Origin of the sequence: Klebsiella sp. JN_Kp126, assembly GCF_033843325.1 — a bacterium.
Lineage (GTDB): Bacteria > Pseudomonadota > Gammaproteobacteria > Enterobacterales > Enterobacteriaceae > Klebsiella > Klebsiella michiganensis.
On the sequence record NZ_JAWXQV010000047.1, the window covers coordinates 69,819 to 93,657 of the forward strand.

20 protein-coding genes and 1 pseudogene are annotated in these 23,839 nt (G+C 57.5%); 10 read left to right on the top strand and 11 right to left on the bottom strand.

Translation table 11 applies throughout. The features are described from left to right. The first annotated feature begins 24 nt into the window (after positions 1–24). Together SIK97_RS06885 and SIK97_RS06890 are read left to right on the top strand one after the other, a co-directional pair. Complete coding sequence (locus SIK97_RS06885) at positions 25–900, top strand: ABC transporter substrate-binding protein (protein WP_023329014.1); 876 nt, start codon at positions 25–27, stop codon at positions 898–900. A 10-nt stretch (positions 901–910) separates the two neighbouring features. Further along, a complete protein-coding gene (locus tag SIK97_RS06890) occupies positions 911–2,443 on the top strand; it encodes an HAL/PAL/TAL family ammonia-lyase (protein ID WP_057173098.1) in 1,533 nt (510 codons plus the stop codon). Between the two features lie 33 nt (positions 2,444–2,476). On the opposite strand, the gene SIK97_RS06895 is transcribed toward SIK97_RS06890, so the two are convergent. Together SIK97_RS06895 and hutC are read right to left on the bottom strand one after the other, a co-directional pair. Beyond that, positions 2,477–3,034: a HutD family protein gene (locus SIK97_RS06895; protein ID WP_057173099.1), complete on the bottom strand. Its 558-nt coding sequence runs from the start codon at positions 3,032–3,034 to the stop codon at positions 2,477–2,479. Further along, positions 3,031–3,792, bottom strand: a complete 762-nt coding sequence (gene hutC / locus SIK97_RS06900) for a histidine utilization repressor (protein WP_004848014.1) — start codon at positions 3,790–3,792, stop codon at positions 3,031–3,033. The genes SIK97_RS06895 and hutC overlap by 4 nt, the downstream gene beginning before the upstream one ends. A gap of 102 nt (positions 3,793–3,894) precedes the next feature. Here hutC and SIK97_RS06905 point away from each other — a divergent pair, with 102 nt between their 5' ends. After that, on the top strand, positions 3,895–5,262 hold the full coding sequence (locus SIK97_RS06905) for a formimidoylglutamate deiminase (RefSeq protein ID WP_057173100.1): 1,368 nt from the start codon (positions 3,895–3,897) through the stop codon (positions 5,260–5,262). A gap of 74 nt (positions 5,263–5,336) precedes the next feature. Here the strand turns inward: SIK97_RS06905 and SIK97_RS06910 are convergent, their stop codons facing one another. The 4 genes from SIK97_RS06910 to SIK97_RS06925 all read right to left on the bottom strand — a co-directional run bounded on the left by SIK97_RS06910 (position 5,337) and on the right by SIK97_RS06925 (position 9,946). Further along, a complete protein-coding gene (locus tag SIK97_RS06910; protein WP_057173101.1) occupies positions 5,337–6,626 on the bottom strand; it encodes an anaerobic C4-dicarboxylate transporter family protein in 1,290 nt (429 codons plus the stop codon). A 115-nt stretch (positions 6,627–6,741) separates the two neighbouring features. Beyond that, on the bottom strand, positions 6,742–7,590 hold the full coding sequence (locus tag SIK97_RS06915; protein ID WP_057173102.1) for a fumarylacetoacetate hydrolase family protein: 849 nt from the start codon (positions 7,588–7,590) through the stop codon (positions 6,742–6,744). A gap of 142 nt (positions 7,591–7,732) precedes the next feature. Continuing rightward, the gene (locus SIK97_RS06920; protein ID WP_004848004.1) at positions 7,733–8,662 is read right to left on the bottom strand and encodes a dihydrodipicolinate synthase family protein; all 930 of its coding nucleotides are present in this window, start codon (positions 8,660–8,662) and stop codon (positions 7,733–7,735) included. 252 nt (positions 8,663–8,914) lie between these two features. Beyond that, positions 8,915–9,946 carry a LacI family DNA-binding transcriptional regulator gene (locus tag SIK97_RS06925; RefSeq protein ID WP_025107245.1) on the bottom strand — a complete coding sequence of 344 codons (1,032 nt, stop codon included), beginning with the start codon at positions 9,944–9,946 and terminating at the stop codon, positions 8,915–8,917. Between the two features lie 437 nt (positions 9,947–10,383). Here SIK97_RS06925 and SIK97_RS06930 point away from each other — a divergent pair, with 437 nt between their 5' ends. Both SIK97_RS06930 and SIK97_RS06935 read left to right on the top strand, forming a co-directional pair. Beyond that, positions 10,384–11,781 carry an MFS transporter gene (locus SIK97_RS06930; protein ID WP_032718963.1) on the top strand — a complete coding sequence of 466 codons (1,398 nt, stop codon included), beginning with the start codon at positions 10,384–10,386 and terminating at the stop codon, positions 11,779–11,781. 121 nt (positions 11,782–11,902) lie between these two features. Continuing rightward, positions 11,903–13,243 carry a carbohydrate porin gene (locus SIK97_RS06935; RefSeq protein WP_057173103.1) on the top strand — a complete coding sequence of 447 codons (1,341 nt, stop codon included), beginning with the start codon at positions 11,903–11,905 and terminating at the stop codon, positions 13,241–13,243. Between the two features lie 124 nt (positions 13,244–13,367). On the opposite strand, the gene SIK97_RS06940 is transcribed toward SIK97_RS06935, so the two are convergent. From SIK97_RS06940 to SIK97_RS06955, 4 genes and pseudogenes are all read right to left on the bottom strand, one after another. After that, entirely contained in the window at positions 13,368–14,114 is a 747-nt protein-coding gene (locus tag SIK97_RS06940; protein ID WP_227502786.1) for an SAM-dependent methyltransferase, read from the bottom strand. A 360-nt stretch (positions 14,115–14,474) separates the two neighbouring features. Beyond that, a pseudogene (locus SIK97_RS06945) lies at positions 14,475–15,002 on the bottom strand (class I SAM-dependent methyltransferase); the annotation flags it as partial. 11 nt (positions 15,003–15,013) lie between these two features. After that, entirely contained in the window at positions 15,014–15,565 is a 552-nt protein-coding gene (locus SIK97_RS06950; protein WP_032748094.1) for a GNAT family N-acetyltransferase, read from the bottom strand. 10 nt (positions 15,566–15,575) lie between these two features. Continuing rightward, on the bottom strand, positions 15,576–15,833 hold the full coding sequence (locus SIK97_RS06955; RefSeq protein WP_004110819.1) for a YjhX family toxin: 258 nt from the start codon (positions 15,831–15,833) through the stop codon (positions 15,576–15,578). Positions 15,834–16,508: 675 nt separating this feature from the next. Here SIK97_RS06955 and uxuA point away from each other — a divergent pair. The 5 genes from uxuA (at position 16,509) to foxA (ending at position 23,532) form a co-directional block, all read left to right on the top strand. Further along, entirely contained in the window at positions 16,509–17,693 is a 1,185-nt protein-coding gene (uxuA, locus tag SIK97_RS06960; protein WP_047724369.1) for a mannonate dehydratase, read from the top strand. A gap of 73 nt (positions 17,694–17,766) precedes the next feature. Continuing rightward, positions 17,767–19,242: a fructuronate reductase gene (locus tag SIK97_RS06965; protein ID WP_057173104.1), complete on the top strand. Its 1,476-nt coding sequence runs from the start codon at positions 17,767–17,769 to the stop codon at positions 19,240–19,242. Positions 19,243–19,380: 138 nt separating this feature from the next. Next, positions 19,381–20,157 (top strand): Uxu operon transcriptional regulator, encoded by a 777-nt coding sequence (uxuR, locus tag SIK97_RS06970; RefSeq protein ID WP_004847986.1) that lies wholly within the window; start codon positions 19,381–19,383, stop codon positions 20,155–20,157. Between the two features lie 152 nt (positions 20,158–20,309). Beyond that, complete coding sequence (locus tag SIK97_RS06975; protein ID WP_014228052.1) at positions 20,310–21,302, top strand: helix-turn-helix transcriptional regulator; 993 nt, start codon at positions 20,310–20,312, stop codon at positions 21,300–21,302. Between the two features lie 121 nt (positions 21,303–21,423). Further along, complete coding sequence (gene foxA, locus SIK97_RS06980; RefSeq protein ID WP_100248281.1) at positions 21,424–23,532, top strand: ferrioxamine B receptor FoxA; 2,109 nt, start codon at positions 21,424–21,426, stop codon at positions 23,530–23,532. A 42-nt stretch (positions 23,533–23,574) separates the two neighbouring features. Here the strand turns inward: foxA and SIK97_RS06985 are convergent, their stop codons facing one another. Continuing rightward, positions 23,575–23,826 (bottom strand): zinc ribbon domain-containing protein, encoded by a 252-nt coding sequence (locus SIK97_RS06985; RefSeq protein WP_025107253.1) that lies wholly within the window; start codon positions 23,824–23,826, stop codon positions 23,575–23,577. Positions 23,827–23,839 lie beyond the last annotated feature (13 nt).

Consider the following 23,839-nt stretch of genomic DNA (forward strand, 5'->3'; position numbering starts at 1 on the left):
TCCACTGCTCAAAAGGATACCTCAATGAATATGAAAAAACGTATTTTGACGCTGTGTTCAGCGCTGCTGCTGTCGGCGACCTCATCGGCCTGGGCCGCGCCGAAAGTCATTGTCGGTTCTGCAGACTTCCCGGAAAGCCAACTGCTGGGCACCATTTATGCGGGTGCGTTAGAAGCGCAAAATATCCCGGTGGAGAAAAAGCTGAACATCGGCAGCCGCGAAGTGTATATCCCGGCGCTGCTGGACGGTTCCATCACGCTGATCCCGGAATACAGCGGCGCGCTGTTGAGCTATCTGGATGCGAAAAATGCGGCACACGGTAGTGAGGACGTCGCCAGAGAGCTGGCCGCTAAGCTGCCGGAGAAAGTTAAAATGCTGCAGATCTCCCAGGCTCAGGATATCGACGTTCTGGCCGTGACGCAGAAAACCGCCGATAAATATAAACTGAAAACCATCGCCGATTTACAGCCTGTTGCCAGCCAGCTGGTGCTGGGCGGCCCGGCGGAATGGAAAACCCGCCATGAGGGGCTCTCCGGCCTGCGCGACGTGTACGGGCTGAACTTTAAGAGTTTTAAAGTGCTGGACGTCGGCGGGCCGCTGACGCTCAGCGCCATGAAAAATAACCAGGTCCAGGTCGCCGATCTGCTTTCAACCTCGCCAGCAATCAAAAAAGATCGCCTTGTCGTGCTGGAAGACACAAAACATCTGTTCGCGGCGCAAAATATTGTGCCAATCGTCGCCAGTGAAGCGCTGAATGACGCCGTGACCACCACGCTGAATAAAGTTTCTGCTCAGCTAACGACTGAAGATCTGATCGACATGAACGAGAAAATTGCCGAATTTGTCAGCATCGACGATATCGCGCATCAGTGGCTGGTAAAACACGGATTTAGCCAATAAGGTCGCAGACATGACAACTCCTCTGAACGGCAGCATTACCCTCGGGCAGGCACCGGGTACTGTGGATGAGATAGTGCGGATTGCCAACGGCGCGCCGATCGCGCTGGAGAAGGCCGCGCTGGATAATATGGCGCGGGTCAGCAGCCGTATTCAGCGCGCCATTGAACAAGGCCAGGTAATCTACGGGCTGACGACCGGCGTCGGCGATCTGGTCACCACCCGGCTGTCCCCGGACAGGATGACGGATACTCAGCTGAATATGCTGCGCAGCCACGCCTGCGGAGTCGGTCCGGACCTGACGGTGCGTGAAGTGCGGGCCATGATGGCGGTGACGTTAAAATCCCTGCTGCAGGGATACAGCGGCGTTACCCCGGCGCTGGCGCAGCGTATCGCCGATATGTTGAACCGTCAGGTCACGCCGTGGTCACCCGCCAGCGGCTCCGTCGGTTACCTGATTGCCACCGCCCATATCGGCCTTGCGGTCTTCGGCGAAGGCAAATGCTGGTATCAGGGAGAACTGCTGCCGGCGCAACAGGCGCTGACGCGGGCGGGTATCCCGCCCTATGTTCCCGGTCCCAGAGAGGGTCACGCGTTGGTCGGCGGTACCTATGAGATCACCGCGCTGGGCTGCCTGGCCGTGGCGGATTTCCAGCGTCTGCTCCCCGTCGCCGATATGGCGGGCGGGATGTGCCTCGAGGCCATGCGGGGCAATACGCGCGGCTACGATGCCCGCCTGCACGCCCTGCGCCCTCATCCCGGACAGCAGGAAACCGCGCAAAACCTGCGCCGCCTGCTGAAAGGCAGCGAGATCCTGGCGCGTTATCGCGACCACCGGGTTCAGGACGCGCTTAGTTTACGCTGTATCCCCCAGATCCACGGCGCGGTGCGCGACCAGCTGGCCCACTGTCGACAGATTATGACCATCGAACTCAATTCGGTGACCGATAATCCGCTGTTTCTGGTAGAAGAAGACAGGCTTATCGTGATGCCAGGGGGCAACGGTCACGGTGCGCCAACGGCGCTGGCGCTGGATGCGCTGGCCGTTGCGATTGCCCAGTTGAGCACCGCTTCCCAGGCCCGTTGCGACCGAATAACCAATACGCATCTCAGCGGGCTGCCGGCTTTTCTTATCTCGCCGGATTCGGGGTACTCCGGGATGATGATCCCACCCTACGTCGCCGCTGCGCTGGCGGGCGATAACCGCAGTCTGGCCGGCCCGGCCAGTATCCACACGGTATCCACCTGCGCCGGTCAGGAAGATCATGTCAGCATGGGGGTTGCCGCCGCACGTAAAGCGCTTAAGGCGGTAGAAAACGCCGTGGACATCGTCGCCATCGAACTGCTGTGCGCCTGTCAGGCGCTGGAGTTCCATCGCCCGCTGCGTGCCGCCGTGGGCAGCGAGGCGACGCTGGAGAGAGTGCGTCAGGCGGTGCCGTTCCGGGATAAAGATACGCTGCTCTACCTCGATATACATGCGCTACGCGCCCTGATTAATCAGGGCGAACTCAGCGCGATGCTGCAGGCATTGTGCGAAAAGGAGTGACAACAGGCGCCGCAGAAGGAGCCTGCGGCGTGATTAAAGGGGAATCAGCGTGATGCGGGCCAGACGCGCGCCCGGAGAGTCCTGGATAACCAGCGCTACCGCTTCATCCACCAGCAGACTGTCGTAATGTTCCAGTAAATAGCGTTGGTCGCCGATGCTCACCCGCAACGCGGGCCCGGCATTAAACAATATCCGCAGTCCGCCCTGATGCGACCACGTCCCCGCCCCGCACCAGCTCACCGTCGCCCGCAGAGCGGCTTCCCGGTAAATCACATTAAAATCCAGCAGCGGGCCGCCGACAATCTCACAGGATACGCCGCTCGCGCCGTTAAACCCCAGCGCCTGGAAAGGCGTAATCAATGCGCTGCGCTGCCCATCGATTGTCAGGTACATCCCGCCGCCTTCCAGCACGCTGATATTGCGCAGGTAGCCGGGAAATGCGGAGAACGGACCAGGCTGGCGAATGGTCGCCAGGGATATACGCCAGTCATATTCCCCCGCTTCCGGATAGCGGGCCACTTCGCGCGTCACGCCCTGGCCGTTTTTCCAGGGCATTTCCGTATACAACCCGGCAGGGAGCAGACGGATCATTTCCGCATGCTCCCTTCCAGGCGGTAACGCGGACCGGGATAGACCAGGCGCACGCTGGTGACGATTTTCTTCTCCTGACGGCCGGTCCACGTCCGACGATTGACCAGCAGACAAGGCGTATGTTCATCAATTTCCAGGTAAACACACTCGGCCCGCGTGACGTTGACCGCTTCAATAACGTGTTCGCCTTCAACAATCGGCGCAATTGAGGAGAGATAGGCGTTCGGCGTGATACGTGTAAAATCCTGCTGCAGGTAGTCCGGCACAACCTGCATATTCACCAGTCGGTCTTCCAGCATAACCGGTACGCCATTTTCATAATGGCAAATCAGCGAATGGTACAGACCGCAACCCTGCTGCATGCCAAAGCTGAACGCCTGCTGGGCATCGGCTTCGATTTCCGTCAGTCTGAAGACTCTGGCGTGGTGGCGATGGCCACGGCTGGCGATTTCGTCAGCGATATTGTTAATGTCCAGCAGCGCCGACTGGCCGCGAATTTCGGCGACAAAAGTACCGACCCCCTGCATCCGCACCAGCAAGCCCTCCGCGGTCAGTTCTCGCAACGCGCGGTTAATCGTCATTCTGCTATAGCCAAACAGCGTGACCAGCTCGCTTTCAGAAGGAACACGGTAATTCGCGGGCCATGCCCCGCTGTGGATCTTGGTTTTGATCATGGCCTTTACCCTTTCATAAAAGGGGGCGGGATGTTCAAGTAACTCATCCATGGAATCCGAATTTGACAGGTCGTTACGCGCCATTAACCATTCCTCATATGCTGACGTTGTCAGTTTACTCTATGACCTGTTAGATGTATATATATGTACATGTATATACATTAGCACTGATAATAAGGTGGTAAAATGGCAGTCTGGTTGGCAGAAAAAGCGCTGTTGCCTGATGGCTGGGCAAATAATGTCGGCATAACCGTGTCCGAAGAAGGCATCATAACCGCGCTGGAAAAGAACGCAGCGCCGAATCCGCAGGCGACGCGCATCAAAGGGGTCGTCGTGCCGGGTATGCCGAACCTGCACTCCCATGCCTTCCAGCGGGCGATGGCCGGGTTAACGGAGGTGGCGGGAAATCCGTCGGATAGCTTCTGGACCTGGCGGGATCTGATGTACAGGCTGGTAGATAAAATTACGCCAGAACAGCTGGAAACCATCGCCAGCTATCTGTACATCGAAATGCTCAAAGCCGGGTACACCTCGGTCGCCGAATTCCACTATCTGCATCACAGCAGCAGCGGCGCGCCTTATGAAGAGCGGACGGAATTAGCGCTGCGTATCGCCAGCGCGGCGAAACATACCGGCATCGGCCTGACGCTGCTGCCCGTCCTGTACAGTTACGCCGGGTTTGGCGCGCAGCCGCCCTCCGCTGGACAGCGTCGCTTTATCAACGATAGCGACAGCTATCTGACAATGTACGAGTCGCTCACATCGCGGCTGGCCGGCGAGCCAATGCAGCGTACCGGTCTGTGCTTCCACTCATTACGGGCCGTTACGCCGGAGCAGATTGGCGCCATTCTGGCCTGCCATCCTGGCCAGCAGCCGATTCATATTCATATTGCTGAACAGCAAAAAGAGGTGGATGACTGCCTGGCCTGGTCCGGCGAGCGCCCGGTGGAGTGGCTGTACAACCATCTCCCCGTGGATTCGCGCTGGTGCCTGATCCACGCCACTCATCTGACGCCTCCGGAAACGATGAAGATCGCCACATCCGGTGCGGTGGCCGGCCTGTGCCTGACCACCGAAGCCAATCTCGGCGATGGCATATTCCCTGGCCCACAATATCTGGAGCATAACGGCGTCTGGGGAATTGGTTCCGACAGCCACATTAGCGTCAGCGTCAGCGAGGATTTACGCTGGTTCGAATACGGGCAGCGCCTGATAGCCCAGCGCCGCAACCGGCTCATCGTCCCAGGCGAGCCTCACGTCGGCAACGTTCTGTATCAAGGGGCGCTACGAGGCGGCGCCAGAGCGCTGGGCCAAAACATTGGCCAGCTAAGCGTAGGATATCGGGCCGATCTGGTCGTATTGGATAGCCAGAATCCCTTTATCGCCAGCGCAGAAGACCAGATGCTGCTCAACCGCTGGATCTTCGCCTGCTCATCTAATCCCATTACCGCGGTGATGACTGGCGGACGCTGGGTGATTGAGGATGGGCATCACCATAAAGAAGAATCTGTCTCACAGGCATTTATTCAGGTAATGAAAGATCTTGCAGCCTGATATCGAAAAAAGCGGTTCACCGACGGTGAACCGTTTTGTTTTCGGAGGTATTCAAAGTAAAAGCCTCAGGCGATTCACTGAATCCAATAAGCCAGCCCCGCGGCGAAGAGCATTGAAAGCAGGACCGATGCCAGGCCAGGCAGCAGAAAAGGGTGATCGATAATATGTCGGCCCAGTCTGGTGGAGCCGGTATCATCCAGCTCTACCGCCGCCAGCAGCGTCGGATAGTTTGGCAGAATAAAAAGAGAAGCCGTTGCCGGGAAGTAGGCAACCAAAATAGCCGGGGCAACGCCCATACTCAGCGCGGCGGGGAATAAAATTTTTGTGGAAGCCGCCTGAGAATACAAGAAGCATGAGGCCGCCATAATAATAATGGCCAGCATCATGGGCGAATCCAGCAAGTGTGACGAGACCGCGCTTTGCAACCACTGTTGATTACTGTCCATAAAGGTTGAACCCAGCCAGGCGACGCCGAGAATACAGATGCAGGAGGTCATCCCGGTTTTAAACACCGAGCCGGACGGGACCTTATGTACGTTAACCCGGCAGCACACCACAATCAGCAGCGCAACGCCCATCATCACCCCTACCCGCGCCTGTCCGCTGCTCATGACCGGATGGGCAATCAGCCCGAGTTTCGGACTGGTGGCAATCGCATAAACCAGCACCACAACCAGCCCGACGATAAAAATCAGCACCGAACGACCGGCGCAGGGCGGGATCGCCCGCGCAGTCCTTGCCTGCACCTGAACCGGATTGTCATTGAGCCGATCCTGCTGGCGGATCCTGTCCCAGCACAGGTAAAAAACGGAGGTGACCAGCAGCGCCAGAAAGGTGGACGGGATTGATACCGCGATAAGCTCAATATAGCCCCAGCCAGAATGGCCCTTTTCCAGAATCCCCGAGAAGAAAATCACCGCCGCAGAAATGGGCGACGCCACAATGCCCAGCAAAGAGGCGCCGACCGAAAGAGCAAGCGCCCGGGTGGGCTTTATATTGTTCTCTTTCGCCACGCCGACAATCACCGGCATACAGGCAAAAGAGACCTGCCCGGTGCTGGCCATCATGGTTAATAGCCAGGTGGAAAGCGGCGCGGTGATGACTAACAATCGCGGATAGCGGCGCAGCAGGCGCTCGGTGAGGTCAACAAGGTATTCAATACCGCCGGCCTCCTGCATGGCGGCAATCGCCACGATCACCACCATGATAAATACGATAACCAGCATCGGCATATCACCCGGCGTGGCGCCGAGCGCGCTGAGGACAATCACGCCGGCGCCGCCGGCAAACCCCACGCCGATCCCCCCGACCCGCATGCCGATGTACAGAAACAGCAGCACCACCAGAAACTGAACCAATATCATACATTGCCTCCACGGCTCCCTGTCCGGCATTAACCCTTTACATGATTAAATGGCCTGCAAGTCCTGGCCGCCGGGCAAACGCGCTCTCACCCTGTTTTTGGATACAAACGATAACTTATCGCGCTACCGCGGCATCGCTGCACACGGTATTCATCAGGCATCCGATCTGCTCAATCTCGACTTCCACCCTGTCCCCGGGCTGCATAAAGAGTGGCGGGGTACGTTTTTTTCCGATGCCTCCGGGCGTGCCGGTCAGAATGACATCTCCCGGAGAGAGCGCGCTGAAGGTGCTGATATACGCAATGAGTTCGGCAATTGAATACAACATGCTGCCCGTATTATCCTGCTGCACCGTCTGGCCATTCAGTCGGGTGGTAATATTCAGATTTTGCGGGTCGGGGATAGCGTCCGCGGTCACCAGCCAGGGGCCGAAGCCGCCCGTCGCTGGCCAGTTTTTGCCGCCGGTAAAGCAGGCATGCTGCCAGTCGCGCACCGAGCCATCCATATAGCAGCTGTAGCCGGCAACATAATGCAGCGCCTCCTGCTCTGGTATATTGCGTCCTCCACGGCCCATCACCAGCGCCATTTCGCCTTCATAGTCAAACTCATTGCTGCGTTCCGGCTTGAGGAGCGGTGCCAGATGCCCGGTCTGTGAATCCGCAAAGCGGATGAATAGCACTGGGTTAGAGGGCTTCTCGTCACCGGCAGCGTTTTTATCGCGATAATTCACGCCAGCGCAGATAATTTTTTTCGGTTCAGTAATGACCGGCAGGAAAGCGATCTCGTCGAAAGAATAGTTCGCCTGTTTCGCAGACGGCGGCAGAGTATCAACAAGATGAAGATGCGGTATAAATTCCAGCAGGCTGCCATATTGAGGAAACCGCGCCTGCAGATCGATGACGCCGTCAGCGGTCGCCAGGCCATATTTGTTTTTATCATTAACGCGAAAGCTTAATAGTTTCATAAATCACCCAGCAATATACAGAGGTGAAAGCCCCGACGTTATGATGAAGAGCAGCAAAAAATACCGGGGCGAAGTAACCGATGATCCGCAATACAGTAAGCGATATTTCTGCATTGCGGATTAACAACAGACGCAGAATAAATTAACCGACGCGGCCCAGCTCAGCGGCGCGCATGGCGTCGTGGATCTCTTTTTCAGCGCCATTTTCCAGCGGCAGCAGCGGTGAGCGAACGGTGGCATGTTCAAGGATCCCGCGCGCAACCAGAGCATGTTTAAGGGCCACGGTCCCTTCCATGTGCGAACCGCGGTGGTAGACGCTTTTGGTCACCGGCAGCAGTCGGTCGTGCAGCTCACGCGCTTTAACGTAATCGCCCGCTTTACCCGCCTTAATCATTTCAATTAACGGCTCAGGCGCGATATTGCCGTAGCCGACCAGGAAGCCATCCACATCAAAGGCGGTATGCAGCAGATATTCATCGTGGCAGCTTAAGATTTGCAGATCCGGACGCTCGCGGCGAATAACCGGAATTTCGGTATCCCAGCGGCGCATATTACGTACGCCATTCTTCATGGCAAATACGCCCGGCTGCGCGGAGATATCCAGCAGCGTTTTCAGATTGTAGGTGGCTTTAGTGACATCCGGATACTGGAAAAGAATCAGCGGCAGGCCGCTTTCTTCGTACACCACGCGGTAGCGATCCTGAGGCGCGCCATCCTGATAGCCAAAGCGCAGCCAGCCGTGGGAAGGATAGAGCAAACCGGCGGATGCGCCGGCGGCAACGGCGCGCTTCGCTTCCAGCGCAGCCACTTCCGTCCCTTCCCCGGTGATGCCGGCAATGATCGGAAGCTTATCATCCACGGACTTCACAAACGCGCGGATCACATTCGCCTGCTCTTCCTGGGTCAGAAAAGTCCCCTCCCCTGCGTGTCCCAGCACCACCAGACCTTTCACCCCGTCGATGCTGCCCAGCCAGCTGCCGAGGCGCTGAATGGCATCATAGTCTACGCGTCCATCGCGAGTGAAGGGTGTAACCGGAGCCGGAGTCAAACCTCTCAGATCGATGTTAATCATAAATATCCCCTTGATGAGTAAGCATTTGTTTACGGTTAAGCGATTCTTTGAAACGGAAGTGAAATCGTTTCTGCAATCGTTTTCACGACGTTGACATTGAACCTCAAAAATAAAACCGTCAACGCCATGTTGGTTAAAAATGCAACGCAGATCACAAACTAAACCGCGATCTGCATCCGGGATGAGATCCGTTATACAAAATTCAACCCTCCCCGCTTTCTCCTGGAAAGTCGGGGGAGGATCGCAGGGGGATTATTTACGTGGAGACGCGGTAGACTTACGGGGAATAAGGGAAGGCGTGGTAATCCGAATATTATTATTTATCTCTGGATTCAATAACATATCAACCGCATTGCTGGCGATATGCTCCAGCGGCGTTCTGACCGAGGTCAGCGCCACGGGCAGTCTGCTCACCAGGGGAATATCATTGTAGCCGACCAGGGAGAGATCTTCGCCAATCACCAGCCCCTGCTGGTGCGCGGCCGCGAGGACGCCGATCGCCAGTTCGTCATTGACGGCAAATAGCGCGCTCGGGCGATGAGGCTGGCTGAGAATTTTCATTCCCTGCTGCTCCCCCGAGGCGATATTAAAATCTGAATGACAGCACCATTCCGCTTCGATCCTGAGCCCGGCTTCCTGCATTGCCCGCTCAAAGCCCTTACGCCGGTTGCGCGCGTTGGAGGCAAAATCAGGGCCGCCAATCAGGCCAATATCGCGGTGGCCTAAATCAATCAGGTGTCGGGTAGCCAGATAGCCGCCAAGCTCATCGTCCCCGACCGATGAGGGGCTAAAACCGTCGGTACGCAGCGCCAGAACGTGGGGCACATCCCGTTCACGCAGGGTTTGCGGCAAAGGATCGTCCAGCCGGCAGGTGGACATGATCAACCCATCCACGCGACGATCCAGCAGCGATTCCACGGCGTTTTTCTCCTGATCCTTGCTATCACCGCAGGTCGCAACGATCGCGAAATAGCCTCGCCTGGCCGCCGCCCTGGCTATCTCTTCGAAAAGCATCGCCGTAACGGCATCGGTCAGCCTCGGCACCAGGACGCCAAGCGTTCCGGTATCGCCTCGGCGCAGGCTGGAAGCAACATAGTCCCGACGGTAGCCCAGCTCACGGGCCACCTGGCGAATTTTCTCTGCCGAGGCGCTGCGTGAAGTGGGTAACCGTTCATCGAGTACGCGCGAAACGGTCGAGACGCTCACGCCCGCAGCGCGAGCAACATCCCGCATTGTCGCCAGCTTTTTTTCCGGCAAATCGTTCAGTTCACTTTCTTGATCCATCTGCTGCTCCAACTCATCAATGCGGGTAAAAATCCGTGTTGCCCGTTCAACGGATACCATCGTGCAAACCGTGGGGTTAAAGGATCTTACGTCAAACCTCGCCCGGACAAAAGGAATGGTGCTTCACTTTGCCGAGTTCATTCGGCTGGTCGTTAATTCACATTTCTTATCCATTTTGCTTTGCATTCTCCGCTTCGCCTTTTTGCGCGTGAGTTTTTTCAGATTGTGAACTGCTCGACATTTATACAACAGGCGTAATTGACTTAGTGGCGAATCCAGCAAAGGATTAGCTGCAAGTGAAATCGATTGCAGTAACGTTATCATAAACACATCAGGACAGCATTATATGCAGCACGTCGATGAATAAGGGTTCGTTGCCCTGTGGTTATTCAGAACCTTACGTGTATGCCCCAGACAACGTTTAACAGGGTAATACTATGTCAACTCAGGCCATTGCTTCAGATTACGCCGTTGCCAGCGGAACGGCGTCCACGCCAGACGCGCTGCTGGCAAGGCTGGAACGCCTCCCCATCACCCGACGGCTGAAAGCGATCCGCGTTATCGTCGGCTTATCGACGTTTTTCGATGCCTATACCATTATTGCAATCGCATTTGCGCTCCCCCAGCTTACCCAGGAGTGGGGTCTCACGCCGACGTTTGTCGGTCTTATTATTGCGGCCAGCTACGTGGGCCAGCTGTGCGGCGCCCTGTTTTTCGGCTCGCTGGCGGAAAAAATAGGCCGTATCGGCGTATTGCGTATCACCATCATCATGTTCGTACTCATGGATGCGGCCTGCCTTTTTGCCTGGAACGGCTGGTCAATTCTTGTTATTCGCTTTTTACAGGGGGTGGGTATCGGTGCGGAAGTCCCCGTTGCCAGCGCCTATATCAATGAATTTGTCGGTGCCAAAAAGCGCGGGCGTTTCTTTTTGTTGTATGAAGTGATTTTCCCTATCGGCATGATGTTTGCCGGATTGGTGGGGTATTTTCTGGTGCCCATCTATGGCTGGAAGGTCATGTTTTTAATTGGCTTAGTCCCCTCCGCGCTGACCGTTCCCCTGCGCTGGCTGATGCCGGAATCACCGCGCTGGTTGACAGCAAAAGGGAGGCTGAAGGAAGCGGACAGCATCGTATCGACGCTGGAATCAGAGGTCATCAGGCGCGGGATGACGTTGCCCGAACCGGAAATAAAAGCCCCCGCGGTGCAAAAAGCGGCTCCGGAAGGGGTTAAGGCCCTCTTTGGCGGTATCTATAAATCCCGCACCTTTATGCTCTGGGGACTGTGGCTGACGGTTTATAGCGTCAACAACGGAATGATCACCTGGTTTCCAACCCTCTACAAAACCTGGTTTAACCTCTCCCTCGATACCAGTCTGGCCTACGGCTGGATCACCTCTTCCTGCGGCGTCGTGGCTTCGGTGATCTGCGCCTTGATGATCGACCGCGTCGGGCGCAAGCGCTGGTACACATGGGCCTTTTTACTGGCCGTCGTTCCGCTGATTACGCTCTCCGTTCTGGGCGCGAAATCCGCCGTTGAAATTCTGATTCTGGGCAGCCTGACCTACGCCATTCTGCAGACCATCGCTTTCTCGCTTTATCTGTACGCGGCAGAGCTTTACCCCACCCGACTGCGCGCTATCGGCACCGCGTATTCCAGCGCATGGCTCCGGGCGGGGTCATCCATCGGCCCACTGATGGTCGGTTTTATCGTCAGCGGCTTCGGGATCCGCTTTGTGTTTATCACTTTCGCGGTCATTGCGCTGATTGGTGGCTTAATTACCTGGCTTTTTGCCATTGAAACCAAAGGAAAATCGTTAGAAGAGCTGTCGCCATAGACGGCTGTGGCTCCGGGAAACACGGAGCCACCCCTGACGGGAGGTCGGCGCAGCCGGCTGATTCAGCTGCGCCTTACCGGGAATTATTCATAGACCTGGATCATTAACAGGCGGTAAAAACATGAACAAACTCATCCACAGCGGCACGATGCTGCTGGCTTTACTACACCCTTTACAGACGCTGGCCAACGAGACGCTTTTTTCTCCCACCGCAAAAAACATGACCGGAGAATGGGGAAGCGTGCGTACGGATCTGCGCCGTCATGGTTATGATTTTACGCTGGAATATAGCGCAATGACGGCCACGAATATCTCCGGCGGTTACGATCGCGATAAAACCCTGCGCTACAGCGACCAGTATATTCTCGGCGTAAATATGGATCTGGAAAAGATTTTAGGTATTCACGACGGTGAATTTAAAGCGTCGGTGAATAATCGTAACGGGCGAGATCTGACTCAGGATCGCCTTCAGGATCCGCGCGCGCCGGTAATAGGCTCCGGTGTTCAGAGCAACTACGGTCGGGGGCAAACATGGCACGCGACGCAGTTTTGGTTCAAAAAAACCGGGTGGGATAAGAAGCTGGATCTCAAGGTGGGCCTGATGCCGCCGGGAGAGGATTTTGATAACAACGGCTGCTTTTTTCAAAACCTGTCGCTGTGCGGCTCTTTAGCCGGCCACGGCAGCGGCGTCTGGTATAACACCCCCATAGGCCAGTGGGGCGGCCGTATTAAATACAGCCCTGCCCCGGCGCTTTACGTCCAGGCCGGCGCGTTTCAGTACAATCCTGCCTACGCCACCCGCCACGGAAGCTTCCAGCTGGATGGTACCGGGCATCTGGGGTACATGTACCTTTTTGAACTGGGATATCGACCTACTCTCGGCGCGGCAAAACTCCCCGGCATCTGGAAACTCGGGGGATGGTATAACACGGCGGACGCCAATGATGTGCTGGATGATGACAATGGCGATCCCTATGTGCTCACGCACCAGGCCGCCCGGCGACACGACGGCCGCTACGGAGGTTATCTCTATATCGTCCAGCAGCTGACCTACTCGAGCAGCCAGCGCCAACGTGGCCTTAGCCTTTTCGGGCATCTGGCAATGAATGATAAAGATACGGCGACAATGGACTATCAGATTCAGGCCGGCGCCATTTATCAAGGCCCTTTCGCCAGCCGTCCGCAGGACTTTATCAGCTTCGGCGTCAGTAAAATGCACGCCAACGACAGAGTCGCCCGTCGGGCGCAGCTCCTGAACCAGATGCGGGGGATCGATGATTATGATAACCCTCTGTATGTTCCGGTTCGCAGAGCCGAGTATGCCGCAGAGCTGCATTATAGCTTTCGCGCGACGCCATGGCTGACCGTGCGCCCTAACCTGCAGCTGCTCGTTCATCCGGGAGGAAGCGAAGAGATTAAAAACGCCTGGGTGCTCGGCAATCAGGTGACCGTCAAATTCTGATAAAACGGGCTGCTACCGTCAGGTCTGACCCAGTGCGTGTGATCATTACCCAGGGACGCCCTTTCCTGCGGTTCTGAACCCCCCTGATCCCGGCATAGCCTTCCTGCTATGCCGGGTCTTTCAACTACCGCTTGATTAACGCAAATACGCCCCAGCCAAAGTATTCACGCGTATAAGTCGCATGGCGTTTTGGCGCCATCGTCAGCTCCGCCCGGACTTCTGGCACAAACTCATCATCGGGGTTTTCCTCTAACCAACGGCGCATGGTGAGCCATTTCGCCGCTTCGTAGCGGTCCCAACCTTCCTGGTCCGCCAGCACCATTTCGACGAGGTCATAGCCAAGCGCATCGTAAGAGGAGACCAGATCGGCAAGCGTCAGAAAGTCGGCGAGCGAAGAGGCGCCACAGGCCTGTGCTATCTCTTCCGTTGCCGGTACCTGGCGCCAGTACGGTTCGCCGATCAGCAGCATACCGCCGGGCTTGAGGCTTTTGCTCAGCAGCTCGATAATCCCGGCGACGCCGCCGGCGATCCAGGTCGCGCCCACGCAGGCGGCGATGTCGCATTTTTCCTCGGCCACATAACCGGCGGCGTCCTGGTGAATAAACGTCACGCGGTCGGCAACGCCGAGCTCTTCTGCCCGCAGCTTAGCCTGCTCGCTGAACAGCGCGCTCATGTCGACGCCGATGCCGCGAATGCCGCGATCGCGCGCCCAGGTACAGAGCATCTCCCCCGACCCGCTGCCAAGATCGAGTATCCGGGTTCCGGCCTTCATTCGCAGCACCCGGCCAAGGGCGGCGTATTTTTCCGGCGTAAACGGGTTATGGATGCGATGAGCGCTTTCACTAATGGTGAAAATACGTGGGATATCCAATGGTTGAATTCCTTTTATGGGTTTTGCGGAAAGAGAATCGGGAACGTTTTTTTCGGCCAGCAGCGCGTACAGCTTGCAGGTAAAGGTTTCGCTGACCGGCCATTCCGCCTCATCCGGGCGGGTAATGGTGGTCAAACCCGCCGTGCGCAGCAGGTCGAGATAAGCGTCATCATGCCAGGCGGTCATCCGGCTGCCGAAGCGCGTCACTTTGCCGCTCTCTTCAATCGCCATAAACCGCGTGGAGCTGGTTTGCGCCGCCGGATCCCAGGCGTGCTCCGTCAGCAGCAGGTGTGGAACATCAAGAAACAGCCCCTGCGGACAGCGCTGCCAGCCGGGATCGGCCATTCCCTGACGTTTAACCTCTGCATAGGTATGAACCTCGATGAGCAGCTTTCCCCACGGAACCAGCCACTGCGCGCAGCGATGAACCAGCGAGCGGGCCTCAGCCGCGCTGAACGCGTTCAGTTCACCGAAGGTCATCATAATGAAATCAAACTGGGTTTCCGGCGCGTACTCGCGAACGTCCTGCTGGTGATAGGCAATATCCAGCCCGGCCGCCTGCGCCTGCTGCCGGGCCCAGGCGATCGACGCCGGCGAAAAATCCACGCCCGTACAGTAAAAGCCGCGCTCCGCCAGCAGGCGGGTGTAAAAGCCCGGCCCGCAGCCGAGGTCCAGAATGCGCGCGCCGGCGGGTAGCTGTCCGGCAATCCACGCGACCTGTTGTTCGATAACCGCCCGCCTGCGGCTGGCCCAGTCGTGCTCCTGCGACAGATGGTTCTCCAGCATACGCTGGCTAAAAGCCGGTTCATCCCAGGGAATTTTGCGCTCCCGGGATGACAACGCGATATGCCTGGAACCTGTAATAATCGTGCCAATAGTCATCATCATCTCCTTATTGATTACTCGCGCCAGTGCTCGGGTTTCATTAACGCCCGGGCGCACTGTATCTGGCCCGTTCGTCCCAGCGGCTGAGACGAAATCGGCTGCAGCATCCAGCAGGCTTTATGCGCCGCGGGAATCGGATAAGGCGCCGGATAGCCTTTATCTCCCGCGCATGGCTCAAACCCGTGCCTGGGGTAGTAAGCGGCGTGGCCCAGAACAAATACCATCTGGCTTCCCATTGCTTTCAACTGCTCAATGCCGTGCCGGATAAGCTCTCCGCCAACGCCCGCGCCCTGGTATTCCGGCACCACCGCCAGGGGAGCAAGGATGTGCATCATCGGCGAGTCCGGCTCCCCTTTGAACGTCGCCCGGGTGAATAAAATATGCCCAACCGCCTCTCCGTTATGCCTGGCCAGCAGCGATAGCGTCGGGCAGGCGCTCTCATCGTTGAGCAAATCGGCCACCAGCCTGGCCTCTTTGCTGTAGCCGAAAGCCCGGGTTTCGACGTCGAGAATGTCATCGGTATCGCCTTCAGAGGCGACATGAATAGTGAAGCTATGGTTTGTCATCAGAGGCTCCTTAGCGATTGTCCAGCTGTGCGCGGACATTATTCAGCCCGGTGGTATTGATGCGGTAGGGCTGTCCGTTGACGGACTTAATCAGCTTTTTGGTTTTGAGTTTTTTGAAAACGGCGAGCGTACAGTCGCTGAGCAGGAGCCCTTCGCGGCTGTAGCATTCAACAGAGGTGACGCGGCCTGATGCATCGCGGATGTGCGCGATCCGGCCACCTTTAGCGAGAACGTGTAAGGTACGTTGTTCCTGACGGGATAGATTCATACTGAAGAAACCTGTTAATCATCATGCGTAAAAACGAGCCAACACCCGCAGGTGTTCGCGTAAGGTTTAAGCGCAGCGATAACCAGTCCGGCCTGAAAAGGTCGGGAAGCTGATTATCTGATGATGACATTCTCCAGCATCAAAGCCTCGGTGAGAGTTGAAAAGGTATTTACCAGCGAAATGATAACACGTAGTTTTTATATGGAAATCGTAATAATCAAAAAGTGTGATCTGCTGCGAGTCCGTACGCGCTCCGGCCGGCATCAATGACCGCCTCCGTTCTTCTGGTCGATAGGTTTGGCACATTGGTTAACCATTTCGCAACACGTCGCTACCCGCCGCGCACTGGCCCTATGCCCATGAAGAATTCCACTTCCCCGGTTCTGAGTAATCTCTTGAAGTACATGAAAATTGCTTAACGCTAACGCCAGCAGAATCAGCCCGCGCCCCGTGGCGGTTTATCAATGCCGCCCTGTTTAACGTTTCCTCCCCTTCGCGCATCTCCATCACATTTTGGTTTACCAATTCACCATTCATGGTTGACATGTTCGACCAATTGGAGGAATTTATACGCCATATCGTCTGGTTTCCCCTCCGTTACGATGGTTGACCGGAACCGACGCTACCATCAAAGCAGCGGCCTGAAGCAGGTCAATAACGTGAAAGAGGTTAAGCATGGAACAGACATGGCGCTGGTATGGCCCTAACGATCCGGTCACTTTAGCTGACGTCCGTCAGGCGGGCGCGACCGGAGTGGTTACCGCCCTGCACCATATCCCGAACGGTGAAGTGTGGACGGTTGACGAAATCCTCAAGCGTAAAGCCATCGTGGAAGCCGCCGGGCTGGTATGGTCGGTGGTCGAAAGCGTACCGATTCACGAAGAGATCAAAACCCATACCGGCAACTACGCGAAGTGGATCGCTAACTACCAGCAGAGCCTGCGCAATCTGGCGCAGTGCGGCATCCGTACCGTGTGCTACAACTTTATGCCGGTCCTTGACTGGACCCGTACCGACCTGGAATACGTCCTGCCGGATGGCTCCAAAGCCCTGCGTTTCGATCAAATTGAATTCGCCGCCTTTGAACTGCATATCCTCAAGCGTCCGGGCGCGGAAGCGGACTACACCGCCGAAGAGGTCGCTCAGGCGAATCAGCGTTTCGCCGCCATGAGCGATGAAGATAAAGCGCGCCTGACCCGCAACATTATCGCCGGTCTGCCGGGCGCGGAAGAGGGATATACCCTCGACCAGTTCCGCCAGCACCTTGCCACCTATAAAGATATTGATAAAGCCGCGCTGCGCGAGAATTTCGCCGTCTTCCTGAAAGCGATTATCCCCGTCGCCGAAGAGGTTGGCGTACGTATGGCGGTACACCCGGACGATCCGCCGCGCCCGATTCTCGGCCTGCCGCGCATCGTCTCGACCATTGAAGATATGCAGTGGATGGTCAACACGGTGAACAGCATGGCTAACGGCTTTACCATGTGCACCGGCTCCTACGGGGTCCGCGCCGACAACGATCTGGTGGATATGATTAAGCAGTTCGGCCCGCGCATTTACTTCACCCATCTGCGCTCTACGCTGCGCGAAGAGAACCCGAAAACGTTCCACGAAGCCGCTCACCTGCACGGCGACGTGGACATGTACGAAGTGGTGAAAGCGATTGTTGAAGAAGAGCACCGCCGTAAAGCGGAAGGCAAAGAGGATCTTATCCCTATGCGTCCTGACCACGGCCACCAGATGCTCGACGATCTGAAAAAGAAAACCAACCCCGGCTATTCCGCGATTGGTCGCCTGAAAGGGCTGGCTGAAGTTCGCGGCGTCGAGCTGGCGATTCAGCGCGCTTTTTTTAGCCGCTAATTCCTGACTGGCGGGGCCGACGTCCCGCCTTTACCTCTTCGGCCGCCTTTTGCGGCCCACTCTGGAGTTTGCTATGACTGCAACCATTGCCGACAGCAACCTGCCGGTGACGCGCCCCGCGTGGGATCGTTCTCGTCTGGAATCCCGCATCGTTCACCTGGGCTGCGGCGCATTTCACCGCGCGCATCAGGCGCTTTATACCCATCATCTGCTGGAAACCAGCGACAGCGACTGGGGCATCTGCGAAGTCAACCTGATGCCGGGCAACGATCGCGTTCTGATTGAACAGCTGAAAAATCAGCAGTTGCTCTACACGGTGGCGGAAAAAGGCGCTGACAGCACCGCGCTGAAAATTATCGGTTCGATGAAAGAGGCGCTGCATCCGGAAATCGACGGCTGTGACGGCATTCTGCGCGCCATGACGCGTCCGCACACGGCAATCGTCTCCCTGACGGTCACTGAAAAAGGCTACTGCACCGATGCGGCCAGCGGCCAGCTCGATCTCAACAACCCGCTGATTCAACACGACCTCGCCAACCCGACGACGCCGAAATCCGCCATAGGCTATATCGTCGAAGCGCTGCGCCTGCGCCGTGAGCAGGGTCTTGAGGCCTTTACGGTGATGTCCTGCGATAACGTCCGCGAGAATGGCCACGTGGCTAAAGTGGCGGTGCTTGGCCTGGCCCAGGCGCGCGACACGCTGCTGGCGGCGTGGATTGAAGCCCATGCCACCTTCCCGTGCACCATGGTTGACCGCATCGTACCCGCGGCGACGCCGGAAACGCTGCAGGAGATTGCCGACCAGCTTGGGGTCTACGATCCGTGCGCCATCGCCTGCGAACCGTTCCGCCAGTGGGTGATTGAAGATAGCTTCGTCAGCGGCCGCCCGGCGTGGGATAAAGTCGGCGCGCAGTTTGTTGAAGACGTCGTGCCGTTTGAAATGATGAAGCTGCGGATGCTCAACGGCAGCCACTCCTTCCTGGCGTATCTTGGCTATCTCGGCGGCTATGAAACCATCGCCGATACCATGACCAACCCGGCCTATCGTGAAGCGGCTTTCGCCCTGATGATGCAGGAGCAGGCGCCGACGCTCTCCATGCCGGAAGGCACCGATCTCCAGGCCTACGCCACGCTGCTGATTGCCCGTTTCAGCAACCCGTCGCTGCGCCATCGTACCTGGCAGATCGCCATGGACGGTAGCCAGAAGCTGCCGCAGCGCCTGCTGGATCCCATCCGTCTGCATCTGCAAAACGGCAGCAGCTGGCGCCATCTGGCGCTCGGCGTGGCGGGCTGGATGCGCTATACCCAGGGCATCGACGAGCGGGGGCAGCCTATTGATGTTGTCGACCCGCTGCTGGCGGAGATCCAACAGATCAACCAGCGTTTTCAGGGTGCAGAACGCGTCGCCGCGCTGCTGGCGTTAAGCGGAATTTTTGCCCACGATCTGCCGGACAATAGCGATTTTATTGCGGCGGTGACGCAGGCTTACCACGCGCTGTGCGAACGCGGCGCCCGCGAGTGCGTTGCGGCGCTCGGCGGCGGCCTGTAACGCTCTGTCCTGCCACGGGTCAACTGCACACCAATGTGGTTGACCCGTTTTCCCACTCTCCGCGCACGGGGAGGTGCCAACCCCCTGGCCAGATGCTATAGTCAGCCACCGGGCTATCGCATCTCACAACATAACATCATGAAATCACAAACTTCTCAGCACAGACCCTATCAGGAAGTCGGCGCGTTGATCCGCAATCTGATCGTCCAGACGCCCTATAACCCCGGCGATCGCTTACCGCCGGAACGCGAAATCGCCGAGATGCTGGACGTGACCCGCACCGTGGTCCGCGAGGCGCTGATCATGCTGGAGATTAAAGGGCTGGTCGAAGTGCGCCGCGGCGCCGGAATCTACGTGCTCGATAACGCCGTCGGAGAAGGCGCGGCGGAGAGCGCGGACATCAATCATTGCAATGATGCCGGTCCGTTTGAACTGCTGCAGGCCCGCCAGCTGCTGGAGAGCAATATCGCCGAATTTGCCGCCCTGCAGGCAACCCGGGAAGATATCATCAAAATGCGCCAGGCTTTGCAGCTGGAAGAGCGCGAGCTGGCCAGCAGCGCGCCGGGCGGCTCCGAAAGCGGCGATATGCAGTTTCATCTGGCTATTGCCGAAGCGACCCACAACAGTATGCTGGTCGAGCTGTTCAGGCAGTCATGGCAGTGGCGGGAAAATAACCCCATGTGGATCCAGCTGCACCGCCATCTCGGCGATACCCACTACCGCCAGGAGTGGCTGGTGGATCATAAACGGATCCTCGCCGCCTTAATCAAAAAAGACGCCCGGGCGGCCAAGCTTGCCATGTGGCAGCATCTGGAAAACGTCAAACGCCGCCTGCTGGAGTTCTCCAACGTCGATGATATCTACTTCGACGGCTACCTGTTCGACTCCTGGCCGCTGGACAACGCAGACGCCTGATCCCTGCCGCTGGCGCACGGATAGCGGCCGTCCGCGCGCCTTCCGTGCCGCAGCGCAAAAGTTGATAATGATTCTCATCTTTATTGTCGCCCTGCCCGCGCAGTGATAAGGTGACGTCATCCGATGACGCCTTCTCCGGTGCCGAAAATCGCATGAACAAGACAACTACGCAGAACGAACCCGCCCGCCAGGCGCTGAGGAAAACTTTCTCCGTCAGCGAGTTTATGGCGTTTGGTGAACGATACGGTATCGACTACCGCTTCCCGCAGCTGCTGCAAAAGCCGGAGCCTCCGCACGCCAGCCCGGTGCTGCGGGGAGAAGTGGAAGAGATGACCCTGCCCTGCGGCATGTGCGTCACCCATTCTGATGTTCACGTATTGCAGCCTTATGAGACCACCTCCCGCCACAGTAGCCCGCTCTATATGCTGGTGGTGCTGGAAGGCTGCGTCGCGCTGACCCTCAACGGGGAGCAGCACCTGGTGCGTTCCGGGATGGCCTTCACCTCGCGCCTTAGCGAACATCAGGCCATGCGCGCCCGCCACGATGCCGACAGCCGGCTCCGTACGCTCTCCCTCGGTCTCTACCCGGACGGCACCTGGCGCGATGGCCTGCTCGATTCATTGATGCGCGAGTGGGAAAGGTGCCAGACGCCAACGCTTATCTGGCAGATACCGGGTTTTCTGCTGAGCGGACTGCAGTACGCGCAGCAGAGCGCGCTGAGTCGCGTGTCCCGACAGCTGATGCTGGAAGGGCTTATCCTGCAGCTGTTCGGCCATGGGCTGAGCGTCTGTCAGGATGAAAGCGCGAAGCACGTCGCCCCGGCGGGCGGCGAACAGCAGCGGCTGGAGAGAGTTCGCCGCCTGCTGGAGCAGGCGCCGGAAAACGACTATACCCTCAATGAGCTGGCCCAGCGGGCGGCGATGAGCTCCAGCAGCTTGCGCAGTAAGTTTCGCCAGGCCTACGGCTGTTCGGTTTTTGACTACCTGCGCGATTGCCGGCTGGCGCGGGCAAGAAGCTATCTGCTGGAGGGCTATAGCGTGCAGCAGGCGGCCTGGATGTCGGGCTACCAGCACGCCACCAACTTCTCTACCGCTTTTCGTCGGCGCTACGGCATCTCGCCCTGCGATGTGCAAAAGCCGGGCTAATCCATTTTTCCCCTTTTTGCGAAAAATAGTCAGCGGCTTTGGCAGCGCGCATACGTATCCTGGCATTGCGCATAGCTATAGACAGCATCAAAAAGGTAATAATTCTTATTAACAATTAGAAATGCCTTTGGAGATGTTCATGTTTGCGAAAACTCGCCTGGCGCTACTGGTAGGATGGGTGACCGGCGGCGTCGCCTTCCCGCTGCTGGCCCAGGAAACAACAAAAAACGAAACCATCGTGGTCACTTCGCAGATGCAGAGCGGCGCGACCAAAATTGCCACCCCGGATATAGAGACCCCGCAATCGGTGTCTATTATCACGCGCGAGCAGTTTGAAGAACAGGGCGCGATCAGCGTCCGCCAGGCCGTGAGCTATACCCCCGGGGTATACAGCAACCAGATTGGCGCCTCCAACCGCTTTGACTATATCGTCCTGCGCGGCTTCTCCGACGGCAGCCTGGATAACGTCTATCTCGACGGCCTGAAAATGATGGGCGATACCAACTCGCACAGCTCGCTGGTGGTCGATCCGTGGTTCCTGGAAAATATCGAAGTGGTGCGCGGCCCGGCCTCAGTGCTGTACGGCCGCTCTTCGCCCGGCGGCATCGTCGCCCTCACCTCGCGTAAACCCTCATTCGATCCCGGCGGGGAAATCAAGCTGTTTGCCGGGAATAACAACCAGCGCGGGGCGGCGTTTGACGTTACCGGGGCGCTGGACGATAGCGATCGCGTGGCGGCGCGCTTAAGCGGCATGACCCGCTATGCAGACTCGCAGTTTGATACCTTAAAAGAGCAGCGCTACGCGATTATGCCCAGCCTGACCTGGCGCATCACCGACCAGACGCGCCTTGATTTGATGGCCTATCTGCATCGCGACCCGGAGGGCGGCAGCCACTCGGGCCTCCCCTATGAAGGTACCGTGGTGCCGCACTACGGCAAGAAAATCGCTAACACCTTCTTCGAGGGAGAAGATGACTACGACAAGTACGATCGCCGCGAAAATATGGTCGGCTACAACTTCGAGCATCTGTTTGATAACGGCTGGTCGGTGCGGCAGAAGCTGCGCTACCTGCATACCAAAGTCGAGCTGAATCAGGTTTATGCCGCGGGCTGGCTGAACGAAACCGAGCTGAACCGCGGCTATTCCGGCTCGGACGAAAAGATGAACGCCATCACCCTCGATAACCAGCTCGACGGCAGCGTCGATACCTGGGCCGTTAACCATCGCCTGCTGATAGGGATCGACTATCAGGACCGCAGCAACGACACCACCGGCTACTATGGCGCATTCCCGGCCATCGACGCCTTTAATCCGGTCTACGGCGCGAAGCCGGATTACATCACCATGTACAGCCGCGAGAAGCACAAGCTGCGCCAGACCGGCTACTATTTACAGGATCAAATGTCCTGGGAGCGCTGGCGTTTGACCCTCGGCGGACGCTACGACCAGGTCAGCGTCTCCAACATCGATAAGCTTAATCAAACGCGCAGCGATCTGGATAAGAACAACTTCAGCACCCGCGCCGCGCTGCTGTATCTGTTCGATAACGGGTTTGCCCCGTACATCAGCTACTCCACCGCCTTTACGCCCACCAGCTTCGCCGACGAAAACGGCAACGTGCTGGATCCAATGAAAGGCAAGCAGTGGGAAGCCGGGCTGAAGTATGAGCCGGAAGGAATGAACAGCCAGTTCAGCGCCTCGGTATTCCGCATCAATCAGACCAATATCGCCACCAAAGAAGAGCCGACCGATCCGTATCGTTCGATTGGTGAAATTGAGTCGAAAGGGGTGGAGCTGGAGGCGATAAGCCAGCTAACGGATAGCTTCCGCCTGCAGGCCGCCTATACCTACACCGACATTCGCTATAAGAAAAGCAGCCCGGAAGAGCAAGGCAAGCGTGCCGTTTACGCACCGCGCAATCAGGCCAGCGCCTGGCTGAGCTATGATGTGAAAAGCGGCCCGCTGGATGGCCTGACGCTGGGTTCCGGCGTGCGCTACGTCAACGGCATTACCAGCGACCGCCTGAATACCCACACTCTGCCGTCCTGGACGCTGGTGGATATGGCGATCGGCTATGACCTGTCGAAGGTGGGAATTAAAGGCCTCAGCGCCCAGCTGAACGTGAATAACCTGACCGACAAGAGCTACATTGCCGCCTGTAACTCGCTCTCTTACTGCTACTTTGGCGCAGAGCGCAGTATCGTCGGCAGCGTCTCCTGGAAGTTCTGATCGCGCTAAAAAAGCCCGGAGTGTTGCGCTCCGGGCTGCGGGTTACTCTTCCGCTTTATGGGCCCACGCGGGCATGGCCGTTAAGTAGCGCATCGCCCGCTTGCGCGCTTCCGCGGGGCCGACCTTCTGCCAGGAATCGAGGAACTCGGCCAGGCCGGAGACGGCGTCCTCCCAGGATTTAAGCTTCCCCTCGCTATCGCAGCACCAGGCGCAGTACTCTTCGCTTGCGCTTTTCGCCTCCCCGGCGGACATCGGCATTCCACAGGCCTGACAAAACCGTTCTTGCTGTGACATAGAGCGCTCCTTT